This is a genomic window from Streptomyces wedmorensis, assembly GCF_000716445.1.
GTDB lineage: Bacteria > Actinomycetota > Actinomycetes > Streptomycetales > Streptomycetaceae > Streptomyces > Streptomyces wedmorensis.
The window spans coordinates 28,206-44,878 of sequence record NZ_JNWK01000057.1; the positions used below are offsets into that span (position 1 = coordinate 28,206).

At 69.2% G+C, this 16,673-nt stretch carries 18 protein-coding genes and 1 pseudogene; 10 read left to right on the forward strand and 9 right to left on the reverse strand.

The features are described from left to right. Positions 1–511: 511 nt before the first annotated feature. Genes OO54_RS32875 through OO54_RS32885 form a run of 3 tightly spaced genes read right to left on the reverse strand, consistent with a single transcriptional unit; the run spans position 512 to position 2,185 of the window. Positions 512–1,480 carry a pirin family protein gene (locus OO54_RS32875; RefSeq protein ID WP_033209735.1) on the reverse strand — a complete coding sequence of 323 codons (969 nt, stop codon included), beginning with the start codon at positions 1,478–1,480 and terminating at the stop codon, positions 512–514. A gap of 4 nt (positions 1,481–1,484) precedes the next feature. Further along, positions 1,485–1,991 (reverse strand): GNAT family N-acetyltransferase, encoded by a 507-nt coding sequence (locus OO54_RS48615; protein WP_324611699.1) that lies wholly within the window; start codon positions 1,989–1,991, stop codon positions 1,485–1,487. Beyond that, positions 1,880–2,185 (reverse strand): SCO4225 family membrane protein, encoded by a 306-nt coding sequence (locus OO54_RS32885; protein WP_033209737.1) that lies wholly within the window; start codon positions 2,183–2,185, stop codon positions 1,880–1,882. Before OO54_RS32885 ends, OO54_RS48615 begins: the two co-directional genes overlap by 112 nt. 218 nt (positions 2,186–2,403) lie before the next feature. Between OO54_RS32885 and OO54_RS32890 the strand changes: the two genes are divergently transcribed. From OO54_RS32890 to OO54_RS32900, 3 genes are all read left to right on the forward strand, one after another. Beyond that, entirely contained in the window at positions 2,404–2,877 is a 474-nt protein-coding gene (locus OO54_RS32890) for a MarR family winged helix-turn-helix transcriptional regulator (RefSeq protein ID WP_033209739.1), read from the forward strand. Between the two features lie 103 nt (positions 2,878–2,980). After that, positions 2,981–3,268, forward strand: a complete 288-nt coding sequence (locus tag OO54_RS32895) for an Atu4866 domain-containing protein (RefSeq protein ID WP_033209760.1) — start codon at positions 2,981–2,983, stop codon at positions 3,266–3,268. Between the two features lie 535 nt (positions 3,269–3,803). Further along, positions 3,804–4,310: a hypothetical protein gene (locus tag OO54_RS32900; RefSeq protein ID WP_033209740.1), complete on the forward strand. Its 507-nt coding sequence runs from the start codon at positions 3,804–3,806 to the stop codon at positions 4,308–4,310. 111 nt (positions 4,311–4,421) lie between these two features. On the opposite strand, the gene OO54_RS44180 is transcribed toward OO54_RS32900, so the two are convergent. Together OO54_RS44180 and OO54_RS32905 are read right to left on the reverse strand one after the other, a co-directional pair. Continuing rightward, on the reverse strand, positions 4,422–4,790 hold the full coding sequence (locus OO54_RS44180) for an RNA polymerase sigma factor (protein ID WP_425348025.1): 369 nt from the start codon (positions 4,788–4,790) through the stop codon (positions 4,422–4,424). A gap of 73 nt (positions 4,791–4,863) precedes the next feature. Next, entirely contained in the window at positions 4,864–6,066 is a 1,203-nt protein-coding gene (locus tag OO54_RS32905) for an acyl-CoA dehydrogenase family protein (RefSeq protein ID WP_051787411.1), read from the reverse strand. A gap of 335 nt (positions 6,067–6,401) precedes the next feature. Here OO54_RS32905 and OO54_RS32910 point away from each other — a divergent pair, with 335 nt between their 5' ends. The 5 genes from OO54_RS32910 (at position 6,402) to OO54_RS32925 (ending at position 11,932) form a co-directional block, all read left to right on the forward strand. Then, the gene (locus OO54_RS32910) at positions 6,402–9,350 is read left to right on the forward strand and encodes an AfsR/SARP family transcriptional regulator (RefSeq protein WP_051787413.1); all 2,949 of its coding nucleotides are present in this window, start codon (positions 6,402–6,404) and stop codon (positions 9,348–9,350) included. A gap of 27 nt (positions 9,351–9,377) precedes the next feature. Beyond that, positions 9,378–9,530, forward strand: coding sequence for an ATP-binding protein (locus OO54_RS45330; protein ID WP_106970142.1), 153 nt, complete (start codon positions 9,378–9,380; stop codon positions 9,528–9,530). A gap of 105 nt (positions 9,531–9,635) precedes the next feature. Further along, the gene (locus OO54_RS42635) at positions 9,636–9,941 is read left to right on the forward strand and encodes a hypothetical protein (protein ID WP_157856546.1); all 306 of its coding nucleotides are present in this window, start codon (positions 9,636–9,638) and stop codon (positions 9,939–9,941) included. Next, entirely contained in the window at positions 9,938–10,402 is a 465-nt protein-coding gene (locus tag OO54_RS42640; RefSeq protein ID WP_033209745.1) for a hypothetical protein, read from the forward strand. The genes OO54_RS42635 and OO54_RS42640 overlap by 4 nt, the downstream gene beginning before the upstream one ends. Positions 10,403–10,531: 129 nt before the next feature. Beyond that, positions 10,532–11,932: an amidohydrolase family protein gene (locus OO54_RS32925; RefSeq protein WP_033209747.1), complete on the forward strand. Its 1,401-nt coding sequence runs from the start codon at positions 10,532–10,534 to the stop codon at positions 11,930–11,932. Positions 11,933–12,004: 72 nt separating this feature from the next. On the opposite strand, the gene OO54_RS32930 is transcribed toward OO54_RS32925, so the two are convergent. Together OO54_RS32930 and OO54_RS32935 are read right to left on the reverse strand one after the other, a co-directional pair. Further along, positions 12,005–12,370 (reverse strand): DUF2255 family protein, encoded by a 366-nt coding sequence (locus OO54_RS32930; protein WP_051787415.1) that lies wholly within the window; start codon positions 12,368–12,370, stop codon positions 12,005–12,007. A 226-nt stretch (positions 12,371–12,596) separates the two neighbouring features. After that, a complete protein-coding gene (locus OO54_RS32935; protein WP_051787417.1) occupies positions 12,597–12,884 on the reverse strand; it encodes a DUF1330 domain-containing protein in 288 nt (95 codons plus the stop codon). Between the two features lie 158 nt (positions 12,885–13,042). Here OO54_RS32935 and OO54_RS32940 point away from each other — a divergent pair, with 158 nt between their 5' ends. Next, the gene (locus tag OO54_RS32940) at positions 13,043–13,384 is read left to right on the forward strand and encodes an ArsR/SmtB family transcription factor (RefSeq protein ID WP_033209748.1); all 342 of its coding nucleotides are present in this window, start codon (positions 13,043–13,045) and stop codon (positions 13,382–13,384) included. Here OO54_RS32940 and OO54_RS32945 read toward each other — a convergent pair. Further along, positions 13,378–15,003 carry a S8 family serine peptidase gene (locus OO54_RS32945; protein WP_159391647.1) on the reverse strand — a complete coding sequence of 542 codons (1,626 nt, stop codon included), beginning with the start codon at positions 15,001–15,003 and terminating at the stop codon, positions 13,378–13,380. The two genes, OO54_RS32940 and OO54_RS32945, sit on opposite strands and share 7 nt — an antisense overlap. A 798-nt stretch (positions 15,004–15,801) precedes the next feature. Between OO54_RS32945 and OO54_RS32950 the strand changes: the two genes are divergently transcribed. Next, positions 15,802–16,278, forward strand: coding sequence for a GNAT family N-acetyltransferase (locus OO54_RS32950; RefSeq protein ID WP_157856547.1), 477 nt, complete (start codon positions 15,802–15,804; stop codon positions 16,276–16,278). Between the two features lie 74 nt (positions 16,279–16,352). Here OO54_RS32950 and OO54_RS32955 read toward each other — a convergent pair. Continuing rightward, positions 16,353–16,520: pseudogene (locus OO54_RS32955) on the reverse strand (transposase); the annotation flags it as partial. Between the last annotated feature and the right edge of the window lie 153 nt (positions 16,521–16,673).

Here is a 16,673-nt window from a genome sequence, read left to right on the forward strand (position 1 = left end):
GGCCTGATCCGTCTGCGTCACTCCGGGCCGTGGCGCGGTCGCCTCCGGCCCCGGCAGGTCATCCGCCCCGGCGGCCCGCGTTTCAGCATGTCAGTGGCGGTTGGCGGCAGCATCGGCAATACCTACGTAGAACGTGGGCGTGACGTGCCTCGTACCGTCGCCTGCAGAGCTGCCGTGTCACGACCTGGTCTGCGTGAGCACACCGACAGGTGCGCGGGGCGACGGATGATCCCGCAGACAGCCAGGCCCCGGGCTCCTTCAGCGCGCGCGACGCGATCCCCGCTCCAGCCGGGGCAGCGGCGCGGGGGCCGGCACGCCGCTGACCAGAGCGCTGAACACCTGGGCGTCGCGCCGGCGCCCGGCGCTTATCTGCACCGTCGCAGCGGTGGCGGCCACGACCGACTCCGCCGTACCACTCTCGGTCGAGGGAGACCGACGGAAACGAGCCGATGGTCGCGCCGAAGGGGTGAGTGTGTTCTTCACACTTCGAGCTCAGACCGTCTCATTGTGCTCAACGGACACGGCCTCGGGCCTTGAGCTGTGCCTCAGGCAGTTCCGGAGCGGGCGTGGGGGCGCCGTCGAAGCCGTGGACGGTGCCGAAACCCTGTCCGGCGTTCCAGTCCGTGCGGGCCCGGGCGATCTCCTCGCCGGTTCGGCCGATGAAGTTCCACCACATGATGATCTTCTCGTCGAACGGCTCGCCACCCAGCAACAGCAGGCCGCTGTCCGTGGACGCCTGCAACGGTAGCTCCCGGCGGCCGCACCCCAGGTACAGCATGGATCCGGGCTCCAGCGGGACGTCGTCCACGTGGCAGGACCCGGACATGGTCAGCACCGCGTACTCGAAGTCGGGCTCCAGCGGAAGTCTCACGGAGGCGCCTTCAGTGAGGGAGAGATCCACTCCCACCAGGGGCGAGTAGGTGGTCCCGGGGGAGGCGGCACCGTCGACCTCGCCGAGGATGACCGTTCCCCGCAGTCCGGAGCGCGCCGTGATCCGGGGCAGATCGGTGTGGTGCTCGAAGGCGGGGGAGACGTGGCGATGGGCGTCCGGAAGGGCGATCCACAGTTGAGCCCCGTGCAGGAGCGGTGCGTGCGCGCGGGGAGACTGCTCAGCGTGGGCGATGGCCCGGCCCGCCGTCATGAGCCCCAGCTCGCGGGCGCGGATGGTCTGCAGACTGCCGACGCTGTCGCGGTGCAGGACGTCACCCTCGTGCAGCCAGCTGACCGTCTGCAGACCGGTGTGCGGATGGGGAGGGACCCACATTCCGGGTTCGTCGGCGATGTCGTCAGGGCCGTAGTGGTCCACGAAGCACCAGGCTCCCACCATCCTGCGCCCGAGGTTCGGCAGGAGCCTGCGGACGACGGTGCTTTCCCCGAGGGGAGTGGTCCTCGGCTCCAGCAGCTCGTGGACGGGGCGGGCGGAGACCTCTTCCCGGCCTCCTCGCGTGTGGACGGCCGGTGCCGTTTCGAGGTTGCTCACGAGGTCACAGCCCGAACCGGGCGCGGTCGTCCTGCGGGACCAGGTCCGTGTACTCCGGGTGCTTGGTGATGTACCCGCGCACGAAGGGGCAGTAGGGCAGTACCTTCAGGTGGCGTTCTCTTGCCGTGTCGAGAGCGGTTCCGATGAGCCGGCCGGCGAGACCTCGGCCGCCGAACTGCTTGCCGATCTCGGTGTGCAGGAAGGCGATCTCGTCCTTGAAAGCGTGGTACTCCGCGAAGCCGGCCAGCTTCTCGTCCTCGTGCAGTTCGAAGCGCGATTCCGACTGGTTGTCGATCACGACGGCGGTCATGGGGGTCTCCTGGTACGAGAGGGTTGTGAGGTCTTCGGCAGCGCGTTCGACGTTCGGTTCCGTGGAGGTCCCCTGTCCGCGCTGTACCGCTAGTGAGCGCTGTTGATCCGGCGCATCCCGAGTCCGATCAGCCAGGCGTTCAGCAGAGCGCAGGCGATGACGATCAGCGGAAGAGCCCGTCCCGAGAGGGCGTCGATCCACAACAGTGCGACGCTCACCGGGGCGGTGGCGATGATGGCGTAGATGCCGACGAATGATGCGTCGGCCTGAGCCACGAAGGCCGCGTCCACATAGGACCAGGCCAGCAGGACGGCTACGACAGCCAGGTAGACGCGTGAGACCCAGTTGCCAGTGGCTGTTGTGAGCAGCGACCGGAAAGGGGGGGTGAGGCTCATGATGTCCTTCGGTGTGCGAGGCGTGCAGATGTTCTGAGTGGTGCCGTAGGGGCATCCCGCATCGACACTTGCACGGCGCCGCATCCGGCCGCGTCGGCGGCAACCGCCTAGTTCCCGGGTCCGGCCGGTCAGGGCATTTCCTGGGTGTTCGACACCCGTGCGGTACATGCCGGACCGATCATTTCGGTGACATGTCAACAATATGGTACGCTTCCGTCATGACCGAACCGCAATGGCTGAACGCGGAAGAAGCCGATGTGTGGGCGAAGTACCGGCGCCTGCGCCGCGACCTGCACAAGGCTCAGGAACAGCAGCTCTTGCGTGATTCCGGGCTCTCCGCAGCCGACTACGCGCTGCTCGCCCCGCTGTCCGAAGCCCCCGAGGGCCTGCTGCGGGCCCGGGATCTGGGGGCTGAGGTCGATTGGGAGCGCAGCCGCCTGTCCCACCAGGTGAGCCGTATGGAAAAGCGGGGCCTCGTAGCGCGTGAAGCATGCGCCGACGACGCACGCGGCTCCATGGTCCGTCTCACCCCCGCCGGACGAAAGGCCATCGAGGAGGCCGCTCCCCGCCACGCGCAGACCGTGCGGCGCCTCTTCTTCGATCCGCTCGACGCCGAAGAGGTCCGCCTCCTCGGTCAGTTCCTCGACCGCATCCTTGCCGCGGTCGAGGCCGAAGCAGGGGAATCCTTGTAATCCGTGCGGACGCCGGCCTGCCGGCGAGCACGGAAGTGGGTGGGGCACACCCAGGATAGGCGCGGCCTGGTACGCCGCAGCGGTGCGGGACACCGTGGACGTCATGGACACCAACGACACTCCCGCCACCACTCCGCACCCCTTCGTCGGCATGTGGGTGACCGCGGACGGCCATATCCGTCAGGAGCTGCTCCCCGACGGGCGCTACGACGAGGCGCGCGGCACCCGTCAGAGCGCCTACATCGGCAGGTACACCGTCACCGGCAACCACATCGACTACGTCGACGACACCGACTTCACCGCGACCGGCGACGTCCGTGACGGCGTTCTCTACCACGAGCACCTGGTCCTGTACCGGGAGGACCCCGCGCCCGCCCGCGACGACCGCTGACCGGGGTGTCCTGCCATGACAGTGGCAGGACACCCCTCCTCCGGTGTCGGTGGAGGCGGCCGTGAAGAGCAATGGACTCGTCGCCCGGGGCGGCCATGGCGTCGGTCGGTACGTCGCCGAGGGGCTGCTGGAGCGTGACGCCGTCGAGGCGTACGCGACGGCGCGCCACCCCGAACTGGTCGACGTGCCTGGCACCGTGGTCCTGTGCATGGGTAGGCCTGGGGCCGGTCTGGAGTCAGCAGGTCGGGGGTGCCGTCGCTGGCCTGTATCGGGCCGAGGGCCTGGCTGGCGAAAACGGTTCCGGGGCCGAGGTGGCCCTGTCTGCTGATTCCGGTGGCCTGTACTCGCAGGTCGTGTCGGCCGTCTGGCGAGATGGAGCGTCAGTTCGATTGCTCCGCAGTGAAGTTGCTCGACGTTGCGACGCGTCATTTGTTGACGCATCAACAGAAGTGGGTTAGATTTCAACTACATCGAGGCGGGGGAGGCCCGGAATCCTCCTGGACCGCCCGCCTCGGACGTTGACTGGAGAATCGTCATGAACAAGCAGTCCCTCATGCCGCGCGTCGCTGTCGTGCTCGCCGCCCTGGGAGCCGTCATCGCCGGCACCGTCTTGTCGGCCCACGCCGTGACCCCGCAGCCCCAGGCCCATGCCGTCTCCACGGTCGCCCAGGCCCAGGGCGAACTCTTCCCCGAGCTGAACGGTCTGCGGATCAAGGCGGTCAACACCGGTGACGTGTACCTCGTCCTCGACGGCAAGCGGCACCTGATCCCCAGCACCGTCACCTACAACGCCCTCTTCCGCACCACCGACGGCGTACGTCTCGTCCTCACCACCGCGAACATCACCGACGGCGGGCCGCTCACCGCCTACGCCTACCTCGCCCGCAGCATCGACGACACCACCGTCTACCTGGTCTCCAACGGCTCCAAACGCGAGATCACGCCCGCCGCCCTCGACAAGTTCGGCTTCAACACAGCCGCGGTCCGTACGACCTACCCGTCCGTTCTGGCCGCCCTCCCCACCGCCGCCCCGCTCACCTGACCGTCACGGTGGCGGCCCGTCCCTGCCCGGTCGCCCACGAACACCGGAGGAGCGGGTGGACACCACGGCCCGTCAACGCACCGACGGTGCCCACTCGCTTCTCCCCGCCGTTCACCGCTCCTCCTGGGGGGGGGCAACCGGTTGCTGTCCGCTGGGAGAGGGGCGTCCCGATCCTTCTTCGGAAGCCGGCGGCCGCCCCGCAGGTTCGGCGCGGCGCGCGAGTTCCACCTTGGTCAGGCGGCGTAGTCGCTCCCGGGCCCGGGAAAGCCGGGAGCGCGCGGTGCTCACGGGCACGCCGAGGGCCGTGGCGGCGGCCGCGTAGCTCAGATCCGACCAGACGCACAGGACGAAGACCTCCCGCTCGCGCGGGCGTAGCTTGTCCAGTGCGGCCCGGGCTGCCGCGAGTCGTTCGGCGTCCTCCATACGACCCGCCAGCACTTCGGCCCAGTCCGGTGTCGTTGCCTCGCCGCCTCTGGTCAAGAGAATGTTCCACGCTCGACCCTGTCCGCCTGCTCCTTTGCGTTCCGATGGTGACCGTCACATCGGTGAAGGCTCACACCAGGAGAGAGACCGGGGACTCGATGCCGACGGCAAGCCGGCCGTAGTCCTCGCGCGTGATGAACGGGTTGAACTGCACGTGACGGCTTCCGGTCTCCATGTCCCGCCAGTACCGCTGCAGCGGATGCGACTCGGAGAAGCCTGAACTGCCGTTCAGGTCGAGCAGTCTGCTCATGGCGGCGCGGGCATCCTCGATCGCCGCGACCATGTCCATCCGCAGCGCGGACCGCTCCCGCAAGGACAGCGGACCGCCCGCCATCGCGGCATCGGCGGCATCGGCGACCGACCGGGTGAGCCGGACCGCGCGAGCTGTCAGATGGTCCGCCTCACCCAGCCACATCCGCGCGGCGGGGGAGTCGGTGGTGTGCCGGTAGACGGAGGCGATGACTCCCCGCCCGGAGCCCAGGACCTCGCGTACGGTGTCCAGTCCGCCGAGCGCCGCACCGATCACCGGTGCCAGCAGGTTCAGTGTCGCCCCGATCTTCAGGGCCGCCGGAAATCCGGCACCCGCGCCGCCGCTCGGTGTGACGGCCGCGCTGATGACACGGTGCTCCGGGACCCGGACGGCGTCGGCCACCAGACTCTGGCTCCCCGTCCCCCGCATCCCCGCGACGTGCCACGTGTCCTTCACCTCCAGGTCGTCCAGCGGAACGAGAACGGTCGCCGCGGAGGGCGGACCGCCCGCGGTGCCCGGCAGGGGGATGCCGAGCAGGGCCCAGCGTGCGTCCTCACACCCGGAAGCGGCAGCCCAGGTCCCGGAGAACCGCACACCGCTCTTTGTGCGGACCGCCTCCCCGTGCACGCTCGCCACGGAGCACACCGTCACGTCGGGGCCCTCGCGGTAGAACTCCTCACGCGCGGCATCCGAGAGCATCAGAGTCATCGGCCTCACGCCGTTGAAGATGCCGGCGACCCACGCGGTGGAAGGACAGCCGCGCCCCAGCGTCAGACCCACCTCCACCTGCGTACGGATGGACGCCCCGAAACCGTCGAGCGTGGTCGGCGCCGTCAGCCGGAGCAAGCCGGAACCGCGCAGCCCTTCGAGATTCTCCGGCGCGACGCGGCGCTCCCGCTCCGTCCGTTCCGCGTTCGCCCGCAGAACGGGAACGAGGGCCGAGGCCCGGGCGGCCAGTTCTGCGTCCGACGGGACGGTGCCGGAAGCATGCGAAGCCTCGGCCGATTGCTGGAACGACGACACGGAGACAATCTCCCTCAGTGATCAAGCCCGTTCACGGCGCCCGGGGGAAGGCGTACACCGCTTCCGCGCAAGGCGCCGTGCGCTCGCGCAGGACAGGAAGGGCGCGCGCAGCGTGCCCTCCACGCTCACAGCGCGAGCGGGCCCTCGCATCGGCAGCCGGTGCCTATACCCCCGCCCGGACGGCCGCCGCCCTGCCTCTAACGCGAGGCCGACGAGAGCCTGCTGAAGCTTAAGAAACCGCAGCTCAGGAGGGTTTCGGCGAATATCATGCAGTAGGTTCTGCGAAGTCACCACCTGATCGGTTCCGCGACCGCGGAGCCGGACAGTTCCCGAGCATGATGAGGTTCACCATGGAGGCAACGGGGATACCGGGCACCCACTTCTCGGTGCTCGGCCCGCTTCGGGCGCGCCGAGGCGATACCGAACTGGATCTCGGTTCGCCCCAGCAGCGGGCCGTGGCCGCCGTCCTCGTACTGCGGCACGGTCGTGCGGTGAGCGTGGACGACCTCGTGGGCGCCCTGTGGGAGTCTCCGCCGCGGCGTCCGGAAGCCGTCGTACGTACCTATGTCTGGCGGTTGCGGCATCTGCTGGAGCCCACGCACGTGCAGGGTGAGCCGTGGCGTCTGCTGCAGTCCGTGCCCGGCGGATACTCGCTCCGCCTGGCCGACGGCGCCCTGGACTGGGAGTTGTTCGAGCAGCGTGTCGCCGAGGCCCGGGCCCGCAAGGCGGCCGGCGAGACGGCGGCGGCCCGTCAGCTCTTCGACCAGGCCCTGGCCCTGTGGCGGGAGACGACCCTGAGAAGCGTGCCCGGCCCGTTCGCCGACGCTGAGCGCTCCCGGCTGGAGGAGCGCCGTCTGGACGTGGTCGAGGCACGGCTGGAGACGATGGTGGAACTCGGTGACTACGCGGACGCGGCCACCGACCTCGCCACCCTTGTCGAGACGCACCCGCTGCGCGAGGGCCTGCACTACCTGCTGATGCTGGCCCTCCACGAGACCGGCCGGCAGGGCGAGGCACTGGCCGCCTACCGTCGCGTGCACCGACTCCTGGCGCAGGAGCTTGGCATAGAGCCCAACGCCCGTCTGCAGCAGTTGCACGCCGACATCCTGCGCCACACCGCGCCGTCCGTCAGTCGTCCCGAGGTCCTCACCCGCCAGGAACGAGCGCCCCGCCAGATCCCGAACGCGGTGCCCGACTTCACCGGCCGCACCGAAGAGACCGAACGCATCCGGGACACCTTGCTGCACCCCTCGCCGGAAGCGGTGCCCATCGTGCTGGTCACCGGCATGGGCGGCACCGGAAAGACCTCTCTGGTCATGCACAGTGTGCAGACCGTGCTCTCCGCGTACCCCGACGGGCAGCTCTACGTCGACCTCCGGGGAGCAGACGGGTCTCCCGCCGACCCCGCCTCCGTCCTGGCGTCCTTCCTCCGCACCCTGGGCGAACACGACGCCTACATTCCGACTGATATCGCCGAACGCGCGGCGCTCTACCGCTCCCGGCTCGCCCAGCAGCGCGTACTGATCGTCCTCGACAACGCCGCCGACATGCACCAGGTGATGCCCCTGCTGCCCGGCGCCCCGACCTGCGCGGTGGTCATCACCAGCCGGAACGGCCTGGCGACCCTTCCGGTGAGTCTGCGCGTCGTTCTCGGCGCCATGTCCGATGAAGTGGCGATGAGACTGTTCACCCGGCTGATAGGAGCCGCCCGTGCCGATGCGGAACCACACACGGCTCACCGCATCCTCACGGCCTGCGGCGGCCTGCCGCTGGCGGTGCGCATCGTCGGGTCCCGTCTTGCCGCGCGTCCCGAGTGGTCACTGGCCGACCTGGCCGGGCGCCTCGCGGACGAACGGCATCGGCTGTCGGAACTGACCGTGGACTCCGTCACCGTGGAGGCCAGCTTCGCACTGGGGTATGGCCAGTTGGACCCGCACACGCGCCAGACTTTGAGACTGCTCGCGCTGCCGGCTCACGGTGTGTACGACCTGCCCACGGCGAGCGCTGTGCTCGACATCCCGAACGAGAACGCGAAGAACCTCCTGGAACGGCTGGTCGCCGTCGGACTCCTGGAGTCACCCGCTCTGGACCGGTACCGATACCACGACCTGGTCCGCCTGTTCGCCCGTCGGCTGGCTCTGGGGACGGACAACGACCGGACCCGTCACGCGGTTCTGGGCCGCCTCCTCGACCAGCACCTGGTCGCTGCGGCCGAGTCCTACCGTGTCATCCGTCCTGGGCACACGGTCGCACGGACGCTGCTGCCCCAAGTGCCGGGAGCGAGACGCTTCGACAGCGTCAACGAGGCTCTCGCCTGGAGTTCGTCCAGTCTCGACGACATCCTGATGCTTCTGACGCAGACGGCTTCCTCGCACACCGATCGTGCCGCGACACTCCTCCTCCTGCTCGACGCCGTCCTGATGAGTTCCCATCTGTGGCACCAGGTCATTCCCGTCGCCACCCTGGTCGCCGACGCGGCCTCTCGCGCCCGCGACCCCCGCTCGGAGGGTCGCGCCCGCTACATCCTCAGCGGCGCGCTGGCGCAAGTCGGCCGCCTGGACGAGGCGGAGGACCAGGTGAACCGAGCACTGGAAGCCTCACGCGACATCGAGACGGATGTCCACGCCCTGTCGCTGAACGTCAAGGCCTTCACTGTCGGGTACCGCGACCCGGCTGCTGCTCTTCAGTTGCTCAGAGAGGCCGCAGCTCTGGCGCTGGCGCTGGGCAACCTCTCTCTTGAGGCGATGTTGCTGGGAAACGGCGTCCAGACTCGACTGCGCAGTGAAGGCATTGACGAACAGACGGTATGCGATTCGGTGCGCCAAGTGCGGTTGTTCCGTCAGCTTGGCGATCGGCAGGGGGAAGCGTTCGCTCGGTACCGCCACGGTCAAGTCCTGGCACGCCAAGGATTGTTGGATGAGGCGGTGTCCGGCTATCGGCAGGCCCTGGACATGCTTCAGGAGGGAGAACAGGACTTTACTCGGGCCGCCTGCTTGATTCGCCTCAGCGAGGCCTACGGGCAGCTGGATAGATATCGATCAGCGAAGGATTGCGCCGATGCAGGTTTGCTCCTCGCCAGAGCAGTCAGGCATGAGCAACTGGAGGGACTGGCACTGCGCGCTCAAGGCGACGCTTTGTTCGCGACGGGCCGAGTGGAGGAAGCAGCGCATCATTGGCGCAAGGCGCTGGCCATTTTCCAGTACCTCGGGGCCCAGGCTGATGCCGGCAGCGTGGAGAAACGTATCGCCGACGGTTCTCCCCGGCGTGACACCGCTTCGGACTGAAGCCGACACCGTGCGATGCTCTGATACATGATCAGCCAGCCCCACACACCAAACGGCCTCCTGGCGCGCGAACGGGAAGTGGAGAAGATCCGGACCACGTTGGCCGCCGCTCACGAGGGCGACGGCAGCGCCCTGGTGCTCGAAGGCGACCCCGGCATCGGCAAGACCGCTCTCCTGTAGTTCGTGTGCGACACCCTGTAGGGCGAGCGTCTCCTGAGGGTCACCGGGCTGGAGTTCGAGGCAACGTTCAGCTACGCCGCGCTGCACACGCTCTGCGCTCCGCTGATGTCCGGCCTGGAGCGGCTCCCAGAGCCGCAACGAGAAGCCCTGCGCGTGGTTTTCGGGCTGGCCGAGGGCGAGGCGCCGAGTCGTTTCCTGGTCGGCCTCGCGGTGCTGGGGCTGCTCTCCGACGCGGCCGAGGAGCAGGCCGTGCCGTGCGTGATCGACGATGCCCAGTGGCTGGACCCCGCGTCCGCGCAGACGCTCGGGTTCGTCGCGCACCGGCTGGACGATGAGCGGATCACCATGGTGTTCGCGCTCAGGGAGCCGGGCAGCGTACCTGAGCTCGTGGACTCCCGGGCCTGTGCTTGACCGGCCTGCCGCACGGAGCGGCCCGCACTCTCCTCACGTCGGAGTTCCGCGCGCCCCTGGACGAGCGGGTCCGCGAGCGGATCCTCGCGGAGGCGCAGGGAAATCCCCTGGCACTTCTTGAACTGCCGACGACGGTCGGCCCCGGTCGGGCGGCGGGGGGCTTCGGACGTCCCCAGGCGGTGCCGCTGTCCCACCGCATCGAGGAGAGCTTCGAACGGCGCTTGCGTCCCCTGCCGGAACCGCCCCGCACGCTGCTGCTGATCACCGCCATCGAAGCGACGGGTGACGCGGCGCTGGTCTGGGCCGCCGCCGACCGCATGGGGGTGAGCACCGACGCGCTCGCCGCGGCCGGTCTGACCGCCACGGACGGCACCGTCCGCTTCCATCAGTTCGCACAGGCTGGCTTAGCGCGCTCCCCGACAGCTTCCGGCTGCGGCCGCTCCTGTCCCCAGGGCGGCTGATTCCTGGGTGTGGCGCTCCCAGGTGAATGGCGGCCTGTTCCTGTGCTGCGGCAACGAGGAACGTGGTACGTGGCACCGGCCGGACAGACGGTCGGTGGTGTCGCCGCTATTGGATTGTGGTTGTGCGTCATGTACGTCGAGGGTGCGGTTCGTGCGGGTCTGCTGGAACGGCTTCGGGCGTCGGCCGGTGACCGCGGCCGCAAGGTGCTGCTGACCGGCGCGACGGTGGTGACGATGGACCCCGCGTCGGGGGTCCTCGACAAAGGGGACGTCCTGATCGAGGGCGACAGGATCGCCGCGGTGGGCGCGGACCTGGGAGCGCAGGGCGCCGAGTCGGGCGCGGTGGTGATCGACGCGACGGGATGCATCGTCGCGCCGGGTTTCGTGGACACGCACCGGCACGCCTGGGAGGCGCAGCTGCGCAGAATCATGCCGGACGTGGATGACCTGGCCGGTTACGTGACGACGACGCTTCTGGGATACGCGCCGGTGTACCGGCCGCAGGACATGTACGTGGGGACCCGGCTGGCGGCGCTGACGGCGATCGACAGCGGGATCACGACCATGCTGGACTTCTCGCACAACTCGCGGACGGCCGCGCACTCGGACGCCGCGGTCCGGGCACTCGTCGACACGGGGATCCGGGGCGTGCACGCGGCGATGGCGCCGCACTTCGGGGACTGGGACAAGCAGTGGCCGGGGGACGTGGCACGACTGCGGAAGGAGTACGGCAGCGACCTGCTGTCCTTCCGCATCGCCGCGCTGGCCACCGGGGAGATCGCGGGGCCGGAGCGCGAGTTCGGGCCGGCGCTGGCGGCCGCGGCGCGCGAGCTGGGAGTGGGGGTCAGCGTGGACGCGGTGTTCGGGGAGGCGTCTTCGCAGGCGATCCTGGAATGGGAGCGGCAGGGGCTCCTGGGACCGGATCTGACGCTGATCCACTCGACTGGTCTGACGCGTCAGGCGTGGCGGGCGATCGGGGAGAGCGGTACGACGATCGCACTGGCGCCGACCTCGGACGCGCAGATCGGGCTGGAGTCGGCGATTCCCGCGGTGGACGAGGCGCTGGCTGTCGGGGTACGGCCGGGACTGAGCATTGATGTGGAGGTGGCTCTCGCCAGCGACATGTTCACTCAGATGCGGGCGCTGCACGCCATCCAGCGGATGAGGGCGGTGAACGCCGTCTACGGCACGGACGCCGAGCCGCAGCGCATCAGTACGGTCGACGTCCTGGACTTCGCCACGGTGCAGGGGGCGCGGACGAACGGGCTGGGAGACGTGACGGGTTCGCTGACCCCGGGCAAGCAGGCCGACCTGCTGGTGGTGCGGGCCGAGGACATCAACAACATGCCGCTGAACGACGCGGTGGGCACGCTGGTGCTGGGTAGCGACGCTCGCGACGTGGACACCGTGTTCATCGCCGGGCAGGTCCGCAAGTGGGACGGTCGTCTCCTGGACGTCGACCTGGCCGCCCTGCGTGACGAGGTCGCCGCCTCCCGCGACCACATCCTCACCACGCACGCCGGCGCCTGAGCCTCGACGGCTCGTGAAGCGGAGAACGCGGCGTCGCCCCCTCCGGGGCGGCGCCGCGTTCTCCGATGCTGCTCAGGCCTTGTGCTCCCTGACGACGCGGAGCGTGGCCCCGCGTGCTTCGGGGGCGATGATGAATCCGACCGGGCCCGGCCAGCCGAGACCGTACTTATCTTCGTAGGCGGTGTCGATCCGGTCGAGCAGGGCGGTCTCCTCGACGGGTTCGAAGCGTGCCCGGACGATGCCCTCCGCGCACCACAACTGGGCGGTGGTCATGGTGACCTGTTGATACCACCACGAGTCAATCCCGGACAGTGCGCGGAGATAGGCGTGGTCGTCCACGCGGACGATCCACAGTTCGAAGGTACGTGTCCGCTCGCCCGTTCCCTCGACGTACAGGGTGACCTGTGTCTGGTGTCCCAGGTGAACCGCCGGTTCCACGCGCGCCCTCCTCACGCCCCGTCCGGTGACCGGGCGGATGCCCGGTGGGGTGGCCGGAACGCGCGGCGCGGCGGGAGGGGCGAGCCTGCGGGATCGCGGACTCGTCCCCCTTCCGCCGTAATGCGCACGGGCTGCCACTGTGACGTGGCACAGGGGGCCGTCGCTTCGGTGATTCTCACCTAGCGGCGGTCATCCCTCGTCCTGCCGGGGCGGTGTGGGGTGCCGGTCAGACGGAGTCGACCACGAGCGCGCTGGCGGTGGCGAAGGTGTGCCGGAACTCCTTGAGGGGCTTGTAGTCCTCGGAGTTGTAGAAGTCCAGCACGGCCTGCTTGTCAGGGAACTCCAGGATCACTCCGATGCCGGGGCGCTGGTCGGCCTCCAGGACGAGGCAGTCGGCGTCGCGGGCTATGGGCTTGCCTCCGTGACGCGAGACCACCTCGAGTGTCCTGGACTCGTAGTCCCGCATCTTCTCGTCGTCCTGGGGGGAGACGCTGATGACCATGTAGGCGCTCACTGACACTCCTGTTAGTTCGTTAGTTCGTTAGTTCGTTAGTTCGTTAGTTCGCGAGTACGTGAACTATTGAACTGCGAGGGCCGGTCGAACGCAAATCCCCGGGGTGCGAGCCGCGACATGATCCTTCGATCCTTCGTCAACACGCGTACAATCGAAGTGTGAAAGCACTGACACATCCCACCCGCGCCGACCTGCGCATCGAGTCCGTGCTCGACGCCATGGCCAATCCCACCCGGCTGAAGATCATCGAGCGTCTCGCCGACGGTGAGGAACTCACCTGCTCGACCACGCTGCCGGATGTGTCCCCCTCGACAGCCAGTCGGCACTGGAACGTCCTGCGTGAGGCCGGCATCCTGCGCGCCCGCCGGGAAGGCCGCATCATCCTGCACAGCCTGCGCCGCGACGATCTCGAGCAGCGCTTCCCCGGACTGCTCGACAGCGTACTGAGAGCCGTCAGGGATGCCCCGCCCGCGCAGCTGGCCGGCTCAAGCCCTCACTGACGCTGGTCCCCGGTCGCCGGGGCTGAACAGCCTGCGGCGAGAGCCAGGACGTCGCCGGTGTAGACGGGCGCTTCGAGACTGTAGGTCCCGCGGGCGAGTCGCATAGTGACCTCGTCGTTGCCGGCCTGCGGCATCTCGAACACGTCGTTGTCCAGCCCGACCACTGTGGCTCCGGCCGCGGCCGGAGCACCGTCGGCGTCGACGAACCTCATGGTCACGTCGTAGGACTCGGCCTCACGGTTCACGACCAGCGCAGTGCGGACGGACCGGTCGCCCGCGGTGGCCACGACGACACCGCCATAGACGCCGTCCGGCATCTCGGCCGACGTGTCGACGGCGGCGGCCACTTCGGTCGTACCGCGGGCCGGAACGGTCACCTGTCGGGCGTCCAGGCTGAACAGGCCTGCGGGCACGGCCTCGCCGTCTGGCCCCGTCGCCTCCACGGCCAGATCGAGGGTGACCGGAGCGTCCGACAGGTTCCGGTAGGTGAGGCGCCTGACCTCGACCTGGTCGTCGTCGTGCGGCCACCGCTGGAGACCGAAGTCCAGGGAACCCTGATCGCCGACGACGGTCTGGTCGACGGCCCGCGCCACGTCCAGCCGACCGCTGCCCTGAAGGAACGGCCCGGCATTCCGGCCGGCTGCGGCCGACGAGGTCAGTGCCTGCTTGATCCGGCGGCCGCTCCAGTCCGGGTGCTGCTGAGCCAGAAGAGCCGCCGCGCCGGCGACGTGCGGGGTGGCCATGGACGTTCCCGACATGGAGACGTAGCCATCCTCGGCCGGGTCCCCCTGATAGCCTTCCGTCGCCTTCGCCGCGACGATCTCCACACCCGGCGCGGCGATGTCCGGCTTCAGCGCCCCGTCGGCCGTCGGGCCCGTGCCCGAGAAGCCTGCGACGGCGTCCACACGGTCCACGGCACCCACCGTCAGCGCCTCCCCGGCACTGCCCGGAGAGTCGAGCGTGCCCGCGCCCGGTCCGCTGTTGCCCGCCGCGACGGCGAAGAGCACCCCCTCTTCCTCGCTGTAGCGATTGATGGCCAGCTCCAGCGGATCCAGCCCCGGAGCGTCCGGCGCGCCCAGGCTCATGTTGACGACACGGGCGCCCTCGGCGACAGCCCAGTCGATGCCAGCGAGAATGCCCGAGTCGTAGCCCGTCCCGTAATCGTCCAGGACTTTGCCGTCGAGAATCTCGGCGTCGGGCGCCACACCCCGAAAGCGGCCCCCGGAGCGGGCACCAGACCCGGTGATGACGGATGCCACATGGGTGCCGTGGCCGGCCCGGTCCACGCTGTCGGGGGACTCCGAGAAGTTCTTCTCCGCCACCTCCGCATCCGCCAGGTCCGAATGGGTCTGATCCACGCCGGTGTCCAGTACCGCGACCCGGACACCCTTGCCCGACCAGCCCGCCTGCCAGGCCTGCGGCGCGCCGATCTGCGCGGTGCTCCGATCCAGGCTCGCCCGGCGTACGCCGTCGAGCCAGATCGCGCGGACGCCGGAGGTCCGGCCGCGCTGACCGGCTCCCGAGCTGTCGGTCAGGGCATTCCATGCCTGTGTCGCGGATTCCTTCTGGACGCTCAGGGACGCGCCGTCGATGGCCGGCAGAGCCCGCGTGACGGTCACGCCGACGTCGGTCAGCGCCGACCTCGTCCGGCTCGCCGACGGAGCGTAGGACACGATCAGCGGGAGCGTGTCCCGGTGCGTGTCGTCGTAGCCGGACTCGACCAGCTCCGTGACGTTGAAGAGCCGACGGTCCAGTGTCCCGGAGCCCAGCAGCCGCGAGGCGTCGAGCGGCACCACATAGGTGTGCCCCTGCACGATCCTCCGTGAGATCGGTATCCCCTGACGCCCTTTGCCCGGAGTGACGCCGGTGACCCGCCCCCGGGCATCGACGTGCGCCCGGTCACCCGTGATCAGGGCGACCGTACGGGAGACCGTGCTCGACGCCCCCGCCGTTCCACTGGTCCAAGACGCGGACGGAACGGTGGGCGCGCTGTGCGAGCCGTGGGCCGAGCCCAGCGTCAGCACTGCCGCCAGTGCCAAGGTCAGGCCGGTGGCTCTTCTGAAGACGGAACGAGACAACTTTTCCCCTCCCACGAACGGCGGGGAAACCGGGTCGGGCGTACGCGCGGCGAAAACCTGCGGCGTGCGTCGACACTGGCGACCCTCCCGCGCCTCTTACGGGTCCACGCTGACAGCACGCGCCGGCCGTTCTCATCGGCGATCACCGCCTACGTGAGGTGCGACTCTTCGGAGCTCGTCGGGAAACGCCTGGCGTTTCGGCCGGTGCGCTCCCATGCTGTCCCGGACCGTTCGCGAAAGACCTGACCACCCCGGGAGCCCAAGGTGTTCTCCGTACGACCCGCCTCTCCGGACGACGTGCCGGCCCTCACCGACCTGATCGTGAGGAGGGCCGCGTGGATGCGTGAAAGGAAGCTGGAGGACTGGGAAGGGTGGTCGAGCAGCGCCGGCCTGATGGCGGCGCGTGCCGCCCGCCCTCGGTCACCCGCGTGGGTGCTGGAGCATGACGGGGGCGCCGTCGTCGGGTGCACCATCGTGTCGGACAGGCCTCTGGACGAAGGATGGACGGACCCCGAGCGCGGCGAAGCCGCCCTGTATCTGAACACCACGGTCACCGACCCCGCATGGCGCCGTCACCGGCCCGGGGCGCTGCTCGCCGCGTGGACCCTGCACCGGGCGGCCACCACGGGGAAGTCATGGGTACGGCGGGGTTGCGCCAACGACGGACTGCTGCGCTACTACCGGGACGTTCAGGGATTCAGCCTCGTACGGACGGTGCGCGGTGAGCACGCGGTGACGCACCTGCTGGCCCGGCAGGCCAAGGAGTCGGACGAGTCCGACCCGCGGGGGCGAGAAGCGGGGTCCCGGGAAGCCTGAGTTGCTTTGTTTGCAGCAGTTGCAGCAGTTGCAGCAGTTCATGACGACCTCGACGTGGCAGGTGGGTCGACACCGAGCCGTTCAGCCATCGGCTGCATCGACTTCCTGCGGCCGTCCAGCAGCAGCCCCCGCAGATACAACGCGCCCTTCGCCCGCTGGTCCCGACGCACCGACGGCGCGAACACCTCCGTCGCGAACTCCTCCAACCGGCCCCGCATCGCAGCAAGCTCCCCAGCCCTCATACAGCCAGCGAACTACCAACTACCCACCACGACAAGACCACCTAACAAAGCACTACTAGGTCCTGTCCGGCCGATCAAGGCCGGCCCTAGGGGTTCTGCAAGGATGCTGGGATGCAGCACCTGCCGGATGACCCGTCGCTCCTGCCCGCCCCG